The organism is Thermophagus sp. OGC60D27, from assembly GCF_052400625.1.
Lineage (GTDB): Bacteria > Bacteroidota > Bacteroidia > Bacteroidales > Marinilabiliaceae > Thermophagus.
Map to the genome: position 1 here is coordinate 171,068 of NZ_JBQTGH010000011.1, position 9,375 is coordinate 180,442.

Annotated in this window: 7 protein-coding genes; all 7 read right to left on the bottom strand. The window is 42.4% G+C overall.

What is annotated here, in order from left to right:
* Positions 1–239 precede the first annotated feature (239 nt).
* The 7 genes from ACT29H_RS14150 to ACT29H_RS14180 all read right to left on the bottom strand — a co-directional run bounded on the left by ACT29H_RS14150 (position 240) and on the right by ACT29H_RS14180 (position 9,142).
* Positions 240–914, bottom strand: a complete 675-nt coding sequence (locus tag ACT29H_RS14150; RefSeq protein WP_444822296.1) for a YggS family pyridoxal phosphate-dependent enzyme — start codon at positions 912–914, stop codon at positions 240–242.
* A gap of 214 nt (positions 915–1,128) precedes the next feature.
* Positions 1,129–2,379 (bottom strand): DUF1015 domain-containing protein, encoded by a 1,251-nt coding sequence (locus ACT29H_RS14155; RefSeq protein WP_444822297.1) that lies wholly within the window; start codon positions 2,377–2,379, stop codon positions 1,129–1,131.
* An 11-nt stretch (positions 2,380–2,390) separates the two neighbouring features.
* Positions 2,391–3,314, bottom strand: coding sequence for a 3-phosphoglycerate dehydrogenase (locus ACT29H_RS14160; RefSeq protein ID WP_444822298.1), 924 nt, complete (start codon positions 3,312–3,314; stop codon positions 2,391–2,393).
* Between the two features lie 168 nt (positions 3,315–3,482).
* Positions 3,483–4,553: a 3-phosphoserine/phosphohydroxythreonine transaminase gene (serC, locus tag ACT29H_RS14165; protein WP_444822299.1), complete on the bottom strand. Its 1,071-nt coding sequence runs from the start codon at positions 4,551–4,553 to the stop codon at positions 3,483–3,485.
* A 756-nt stretch (positions 4,554–5,309) separates the two neighbouring features.
* The gene (locus ACT29H_RS14170; RefSeq protein ID WP_444822300.1) at positions 5,310–5,528 is read right to left on the bottom strand and encodes a hypothetical protein; all 219 of its coding nucleotides are present in this window, start codon (positions 5,526–5,528) and stop codon (positions 5,310–5,312) included.
* Between the two features lie 21 nt (positions 5,529–5,549).
* Entirely contained in the window at positions 5,550–8,183 is a 2,634-nt protein-coding gene (locus tag ACT29H_RS14175; RefSeq protein WP_444822301.1) for an Ig-like domain-containing protein, read from the bottom strand.
* Between the two features lie 215 nt (positions 8,184–8,398).
* A complete protein-coding gene (locus ACT29H_RS14180; protein ID WP_444822302.1) occupies positions 8,399–9,142 on the bottom strand; it encodes a class I SAM-dependent methyltransferase in 744 nt (247 codons plus the stop codon).
* Positions 9,143–9,375 lie beyond the last annotated feature (233 nt).

A 9,375-nucleotide genomic window follows, 5' to 3' on the forward strand; every position in this document is an offset into this window, starting at 1 on the left:
TGTTATTTATTTTATGAATAATCGTTTTATCTTTATGTCGTTATATTCTTTTATCAACCGTTTTCCTCGCACTGAGGCAGGGGAATAGGTCATAAATTATGTGTCAATTGGAACAGCGGTTTTTTGCCCAATTACCCATTTTGAGGGTGGTTGCCGGAAACCGTTGTAATGCTTCCATTCTGTTTTTGTTGAGAAACAAATATAATTAAAAGCTTGGAAGTTTCAATGCTGAGAGCCATTTAGTGATAATTCCGTTGGCCAAAAATGGCGCTTCCAATTCTTACCATATTACTTCCTTCTTCTACCGCAATTCGGTAATCGCCGGACATTCCCATACTTAAAATGCTGAACTGATCATTTTCCTTGAAATATCCATTTTTTAATTTGTCGAACAGCCTTTTCAAGGCGCGAAATTCGGACCGTACTTTTTCCCTGTCATCGGTGTTGGTTGCCATTCCCATAAGGCCCCGAATGGAGATGTTTTTAAGGTCTTTCAACGTGTTGCCATCAACGATATCAAGAAGCTCTTCTTTTCCCAGTCCGTATTTGGTTTCTTCTTTGGCAATGTGAATTTGTAACAGGCAGGGAATGATGCGGTTGTTTTTTTGTCCCTCCTTATTGATTGTTTTCAACAGTTTGATGCTGTCTACTCCATGTATGAGGGAAACAAAAGGAGCAATATATTTGACTTTATTACGCTGAAGATGACCAATCATATGCCAGGATATATCTTTAGGCAGCTGATCGAATTTCCGGGTCATCTCCTGCACTTTGTTTTCACCAAATATGCGATGGCCGGCGTCGTATGCTTCCAAGATCATTTCCGAGGGTTTGGTCTTGGAAACCGCAACTAATGCGACATGCGGTGGTAATTCTTCTTTAAATTTTGTCAGGTTTTGACGCACTGAAGACATGTTTGTTGTGTTAGAAGTTAACCAATGTCAAACCGGCGATTCAATATTTATAAAAGTGAAGCAAGAATTGCCGATCATTGCAATGGCACAAATTTACGAAAAATATTGTTCGTGCTATCGTCTAATCTACGGTATGGACCAACTATGGCTTTAATTGCATTGAGGCAAAAAGTGTTTTTTCAAATGTCGGTCAATTTTTGCTTCCATAACCTGATCACAGTTCGTGAATGACCAATCCTGATCGCAATTTTGGTTCAAACCAGGTGGTTTTGGGCGGCATAATATTTCCTGTATCTGCAATATTAATTAGTTGTTGCATGGATACCGGATAGAGGGCAAAGGCCACTTTCATCTCGCCCGAATCAACTCTGTCTTGAAGCTCTTTTAAGCCCCGTATTCCGCCTACGAAGTCGATTCGTTTGGAAGTTCTCAGGTCTTTTATCCCCAAGATGTTGTCAAGAACATGATGCGACAAAATACTCACGTCCAGAACACCAATAGGGTCCTGATCATCAAAGGTACCCTCCTTTGCCTTCAGTTTGTACCATTTACCATCAAGATACATGCTGAATTCATGCAGCTGGGTAGGTTTATATACCTGTGATCCCGTTTCCGACACGTCAAAAACCTTGGTGAGCTCTTCCAAGAAGGCCTTTTCCGACAGCCCGTTCAGGTCCTTTACGACTCTGTTGTAGTCAATTATCTGAAGTTGGTTGTCGGGGAAATGGACGGCCATGAAGAAATTATATTCTTCATTTCCGGTATGATGGGGATTGTTGGCTTTTTTTTCTATGCCGACACGTGCAGCGGCAGCCGTGCGGTGATGACCGTCGGCCACATAGGTGCAGGGAACTTTGGTGGCAAACAGTTTCTCAAGCTTTTGGTTGGTCTCGGCATCGCGGACCACCCAGAAATGGTGACCAAAACCATCTTCTTCGGAAGTGAAATCATATTCCGGTTTCTGGTTCTCAACGATGTTTTCAACGATTGCATCGATTTCCGGCACAGCTTTATAACTGAAAAATACCGGCTCCAGATTGGCATTGTTGGTGCGAATGTGTACCATGCGGTCTTCTTCCTTGTCGGGGCGGGTCAGCTCATGTTTTTTGATAATGCCATCTTCATAATCGGAACAGGCAGCACAGCCTACAATCCCGTATTGGGTATGGCCATTCATCGTCTGGGCATAGATATAATAGCGGGGTTCTTCATCCTGCACCAACCAACCCTCTTGCTTAAATTTGCGGTAGTTCTGCGCCGATTTTTGATATACCGTTTCGGAATGGATATCCACATCGGGAGGACAGTCAATTTCTGCGCGGGTAATATGCAATAAAGAATGCTCTTTTCCTTTGGCCATTTCGGAAGCTTCTCGCCGATTCATGACATCATAGGGAAGACAGGAAAGTTCGGCCGCAATTGCTTTGGGGGGACGAAGACCCTTGAACGGTTTTACAATGGTCATATGGATAAGTTTTATTTGTTAAGTCTGAACGTTTCGTCTCCGTTCTTAAAGTACTTAATAATTTGCGTGGCAGCAGCTACCCCTGCGTTGATGTTGGCTTCTGCGGTTTGAGCGCCCATTTTTTTAGGGGTAAAGAAGCAGCGATTGCTGAATTTTTCTTCAAAGACAGACCTGATATCGGGTGCGATGTCTGAAATATAGGCCAAGTCGTCCCGTTTCTCCATGAGTTGTGCCAGACTCTCTTCATCTATAACTTCCTTGCGGGCAGTATTCACCAAAACAGCACCCTTTGGCATTTGTTCCAGCAGAGTGGCGTTGATCGATTTTTTGGTTTGATCATTGGCCGGAATATGCAATGATACATATTGACAAGTACGGTATAATTCTTCGACGGAAGTCACGGGGGTAATGCCATCCGCCTTAATTTTTTCGGCCGACACAAAGGGATCGAAAGCATAGACTTCCATACCAAACCCTTTAGCAATTTTAGCGACATACATTCCCACATTTCCATAAGCATGGATACCCAATTTTTTTCCGCGCAGTTCGGTTCCTGCGGTACCATTGAATTTGTTCCGGGCCTGGAAAATCATCATGCCAAAGGCCAATTCGGCAACAGCATTGGAATTTTGTCCGGGGGTGTTCATGGCGACAACGCCTTTGGCGCTGCAGGCGGCCAAATCAAGATTGTCATATCCGGCGCCGGCACGTACTACTATTTTGAGCTCTTTGGCAGCTTCAACCACTTCTGCGGTTACCTTGTCCGAACGAACGATAAGGGCGTCCACATCGGCTACGGCCGTTTTTAATTCTTCCGTTGAGTTGTATTTTTCCAATAGTCTAAGTTCAAAGCCTTCACGGTCGGTGATTTCTTTTATTTTATTTATGGCCGCCGGGGCAAATGGCTTTTGTGTGGCAATAAGTATTTTCTTCATTCCTAAATGGTTTAGTTAATTCAATAGGATATGCCTATTTTCCGGGTTAAAATCTCCGCGTATTTACGTTTGATTGTTCCAAGTCAGGGATTAAACTTCCTTGCCTTATTTTTCACGTTGGAAAAATGAAGACAAGGAAGATTTATCATTCTATTCGGTGCGTGACAGTTAATGTTTTTTCTCAAATTCTTGCATGGTTTCAACCAAGGCTTTAACGCTCTCTATAGGCAGTGCATTATAGGTCGATGCTCTGAACCCACCCACACTTCTGTGGCCTTTGATGCCGATCATGCCACGTTGCGTGGCGAAGTCCAGAAACTCTTTTTCCAAGGCAGCATATTCCTCATTCATGACAAAGCATATATTCATTAGAGATCGATCTTCTGCATTGGTCACCGTTGCTTTGAACAGTTTATTGCGATCAATTTCATCGTAAAGCAATGCCGCTTTTTCAAGGTTGCGTTTTTGCATGGCAGCTACCCCCCCTTGCTGTTTCAGCCATTTTAAGGTTTGAAGAGCTGCAAATACAGGCAATACCGGCGGCGTGTTGAACATGGATCCTTTTTCCACATGGGTGCGATAGTCCAGCATGGTAGGAATGGCACGGTCTACTTTCCCCAGAATATCCGTCTTAACAATTACAAAGGCAACACCGGCCGGTGCCAGATTTTTCTGTGCGCCTCCATAAATTAAGGCATATTTGGAAACATCTACCGGGCGGGAAAAAATATCGGACGACATATCTGCCACCAAAGGAACCTTAACATTCAGGTCTTCTTTGATTTCGGTTCCGTAAATGGTGTTGTTGGTAGTAATGTGAAGATAATCGGCATCTTCCGGAACCTCATAACCTTTAGGAATGTAGTTGTAGTTGGCATCCTTGGATGAAGCCACTTCCACAACTTCGCCAAATAGTTTGGCTTCTTTTTGCGCCTTAGCGGCCCAAGATCCGGTGTTGAGATATGCGGCTTTCTTGTTTAACAGGTTGTATGGTACCATACAGAATTGAGTGCTGGCACCACCACCCAAAAATAGAACTTCGTAACCTTGAGGGATGTCCAGAATCTCTTTGAAAAGAGCCTGCGCCTCATCCATGACAGCCACAAATTCTTTTCCTCGGTGAGAAACTTCCATGACCGACAGGCCGCTCCCTGCAAAATTGAGTACAGCTTCGGCTGTGTTTTTGATGGTATACTCAGGCAATATGGATGGCCCTGCGTAAAAGTTGTGTTTCTTCATTCCCTGATAATTTAAATAATGATATAAATCCGTTAATTATTGTTTCTTTTGAGTTTAAAAAAGTAAGCTGTAGATGGTGATATAATAAAAATTAAAAGCTTCATCGTTAATCAAATGCATAAAATTTTGCTGTGGATGAATAATATCTGAAAACCTAAAGTTGCAAAAATGCAAACTTTTGAAATATGATTTTGATCAGCCCAAAGTTAGTGAAATATGGGGTTTGATGTGGCTCTTTTGCTGATTTTTTTCATTAATCAGGATAGCGGCAGGACAGAGGACAGAGGTCTGAATTCACTAGGCCACTAGGCGGTTAGGCCAATAGGCTATCAGACAAGGAGTCCGAAGAACTCCCATGTTTATAGCTTAGATGGGACAATAAAACCAACGACGACGAAGGTGTCGAATAATCATTGTTCATAAAAAGTAGGGATAAATGATAATAATGAAAATAATGGTGAAACGGTGGAAAGGCGGAATGGTGGACGGGTAGCCCCAACTTGACAGCCGAACGTTAAATCAGAAATAATAAAAGGATATAGATAGAAATAAAATAGATATAAATTGTTTAGTGCAATATCAGCCTAACATCCTATCGACCTATTGGCCTATTAGCCTATTAGCCTATTGGCCTAATAACCTAATAACCTATTGGCCTAACGGCCTATTAGCCTATTGGCCTAATAACCTAATAACCTATCGGCCTAACGGCCTATTAGCCTAATAACCTAACGGCCTAATACTCCCCCCCCCTTATTACCGTTGGAAGGGATTGTCTTCAAAATTATTCTGCTTTAAAGTATTTTCTTCAGAAGAGGAACCATCGGTAGAAGAAGATTCACTGGATGTTTTGAACATGTCATCACCCGGCTGGGGAAATGGTTTATCGGAATCCGCCTGCAATGCGATGACTCGATCCAGTTTAATTTGTTGAATGTCAGGAGAATTGTATGTCTTTTTGCGCTTTATTTTCATTCTAAACAAATGTCAATTTGTTTAGAAAACAGTCTTAAACTCAAGTTTTTCGTTGTCGGATTCGACGACCAGGATTACCATACCTTTCCTTGAGACTTTAATCCTGTTTTCTGATTCTGATTTCAGGGGGCCGTTATCAATTAAACGTCCCTTCACATCAAACAATTTATACTTTGGGTTGTTCAAAGAGCCAATATACGCAATAATTTCAAAATTGTTTGTGTAGAATGCAGATTTTTTGTCTTTCCCAATTTCGGAAATAGCTTCAACTCCGGTTGGTATGTTTTGAGTTTCTGATAGATATAGTACAAATCGATTATTGATAACTCCCGTGTTTTCTGCAAGAAATTGGTAGGATTTTTCCTGCGAAAGATCAATGATTTGATCCTTAACTTTATCTTCAAGCAACACCTTCGCGTTGGCAGGAAGGGTATTATCTTTAACTCTTATTTCGACGTTTCCCGATTTATCTATTTTATAGCCCAGCGGAACGGTAACTTCAGATTGAGAAGGTAGTAATCCGTTAATCGCTAAAGATTGTGATTCTTGAAGCGTGTAGATCTGACAAAACTTTTTGCTGGAGGTAAACATTTTATCTGTATCATAGGCATCTCCGATTTCATTGATCGCATCCTCGGAAAAGACCAGTGCGGTTTCATCGGTCTTGCCTTCCAGTAGCGATTCCAACTTAAGAGTCGGATATTTGGTATTGGATGTTGATTTCAGATACGATGTAGAATTGTCTTTTAAGGCGCTGGTTCTAAATCCAATTGAAACAGTGCTATTCCCGGGCAGTACTTTCATCCAGAACGCCTGATGGGATGGGATGTCGGGAGTGTTGTTGGGGATCCCGATTCCGATGCCTGAACTGGCATTGTAGGTATTGTATTTTTCATTGATATTGTCCCAAATCCAGAATGAGTAGGCAACCTCCTCGAGATCCATCTCTAACTTTGTGAAATCGAGGGTCGCGCTGTAAGGATTGGAGACCAAGTTCCACCCCAAGCCGGCCTTGGTTCTTACCAGAGATTGATTAAAGTCCCAGGTTACTGGCGTGCCCGAAAATATCATATTTTGGTCGCTTCGGCAAATATAGCCCTTACCGGGAATTAATGTTTCATCAGCGCCTTTAAGAATGTAACTACCAGAACTATTTTGAAATTCGTACAATAAATTGGTTATGCCAATGTTATTTTTGTTGGTACCAATTACGGGCACCCCGAAATTATAGTTACGGGTTGGAGAGGCAACCTTTTGATAAAACATAACGTTTTCGGGATTTACAATGAGCGTATCTCCCTGCGGAATAAAGGAGGCGTTGACGTCGGCAGTGGAATGAAGAATAAATGTTCCGTTAATGGTTAGGCTGCCAGCGCTTTGGGTCAAGGATGCGCCAGCTTCGATGTAGAGATTATTAACGGACATGTCTGAAGTGAGGGTGGGGTAAGTGCTCAAACCCGAAGGTATAAGGACATTGTGTCCGTTGGGGTAAAATGTATCATCCCAATTCTGGGCGTTGCTCCAGTCGGTGCCACCCGCTCCGGTCCAGATGATTAAATCTTCCGTTGTAAACTGTTTGGTGCTCGATAATTCCGTTTGTATGTTACCCGATTGGTCTTCAAATTTTTTCAGAAAAATCAGAGAAAAGGTGGTGTTGTCTTCCAGAGCATCGTTTGGCCGGAGGGTAATTGTTTTTCCGTTTCCGCTGATGGAAAAGGTGTAAGGCACTTCATTTTCACCATTTAACAATTGGATGTAATCAGTGATGTTGGATTGATTCAGAGGGGTACCTTCTCTGCCCAGAATTTTTTCGGAGTAGGTTAAGGAAATAGTGGTATAGATTGAAACATCATTGGCATTGTTTTCCGGGGAAACAATGTTTAAGATGGGGGGAATAAGGTCAATGGAACATGTTTTTATGTCGCTGTCGTCGGTTGCGTTCGAAGCAACGATGTGAATAAAATAGATGTTTCCGTATGATAGGGAGTTGATGTCAATTTCTTCTCTGAAAGGAGTGTCACCGATCATCGTTCCGTTTCCTGCGATATCAGCCGGATTGTCGTATTGGTTATTACCAGCTTTTATCTGTGCTTCGGAAGGAGGAGTGAAATCATCGGTAACTACATAATAGTAGGTACCCTCTTTATTGGTCTGCCCATTGAGTGTGATACTTGTCGGACTTTGGTCAGACAAATTAGGATAGCCGGCATACCAAGAAGGTGAACCGCCGGTAGTGGAAAAGGTCCAATAGGGATAGTCTGGGTTGCCATAATATAAATCGTTCCAGTAGCTGCCGTTGATTAAGATGGTATTTTCATCGGTCGCGATGTAGTATTCTATTTCTTCATCCAGAGTATAGTCGGATAGATCAATGGTCAGTATGTTATCCGTGATGGATAGTTCTTCGTCTCTCCCGAAAAATGAGCCTGTTGAAAAACGGATGGGATTGGTTGGATCACTGGATTTAATTATGTAGATGTTTTTATTTGAGGCAAATTCAATTTCTGTTCCCGGTTCGAAGGAGATAGTAAGGAGAGGAGAGGTGGAAACATTGTTTGCACCAATTTCGGGCGAAAAGGTTTGTCCTGAAAGAAGATTGGGTGAGAGGATTACTAAAATTCCAATCAGAGCCGTGTTTAGTAAAATTTTCCTCATATGGCAATAATCATTTAACCGTTGTGACCCCTGTGTTCAATAAGTTTGATTTCGACGATGAACAAAATTATTAGTTTATACGGATTTGCAGGGGCTAAATATGATATTATGAGGCGGTTAATTGATGAATGCAGGTAAAATTTTGATGAATGAATATAGCAGGATGGGGCGGTGAAGCGGTTAGCCTTCGGCTCTTTCTTTTGGCTTCAATTTTTTCACAGCGTCAACCTGGCCAAGTAGTCAAAGTGGTTTCCTTCTTCAAGCCGTTCCATTCTGAAACCGTGTTTTTGTGCGTAATAATCCAGCAGTTGGTCGTCAATAAAGAGCCAGGGGAAACGTCGTCCTTTTTCACCTTTGTAGCTCATACGATATTCCACTTCCCCGTAATATTTGTTGTTAAGCTGAATGAGTAATGAGCCGTCATCTTCCATGAAAAGATAACGCAAGTCGGAACTATCTACCAGTATTTGTCCGTCCGGTGCCATTAAACGTCGTGCTACGGAAAAGAATTCACCCAGACGGTCCAGACTACCTGTGATGCCAATGCCGTTCATCATCATCAATAAGGTGTCGTATTGGCGGTTTGTCGGTATTTGAAAAAAGTCCCCTTCCACAATGTCGCGGACGCCCCGCATCTTCATTACCTCACATGCACCGGGTGAACTTTCCAGGGCGGTGACTCGATATCCCTCTTGTTGAAGATACAAAGTATGAGGGCCGGCACAGGCGCCTATGTCCAGCACATGTCCCCGGCAATGGTGCAGTGCCGTTTGTTCCAATGTCGGCATTTGGGGATACGACCGAAACAGATAGTTCACGGGGATAATGTCTGTCTCCGCTACGTTACACCACACTTCAATGCTCAAATGGTCATCGTGTGTTTCGTAGTAATCCCGGCAGGCATGGCCTATTACATCGAAGGAGTAACTTTCTTGGTCCTTTATATTTGTTTCTTCCACTGGATATATTTGGGTATTTCTGCAAAGATAAGGATTTAAAAAGATTCAGAGCCGATAGAAGGGTAGGCCAATGGGTTATTAGGCCAATAGGCCAATAGGCCGATAGGTTGTTAGGCTAATAGGCCAGTAGGCCGTTAGATTGTTAAGGCCAATAGGCAATGTCGTTTAGTTAAGGACAAAAAGCCTACTATTTAATTGTATAGTAATATTGTATATAATTTATTTTGTCGTTT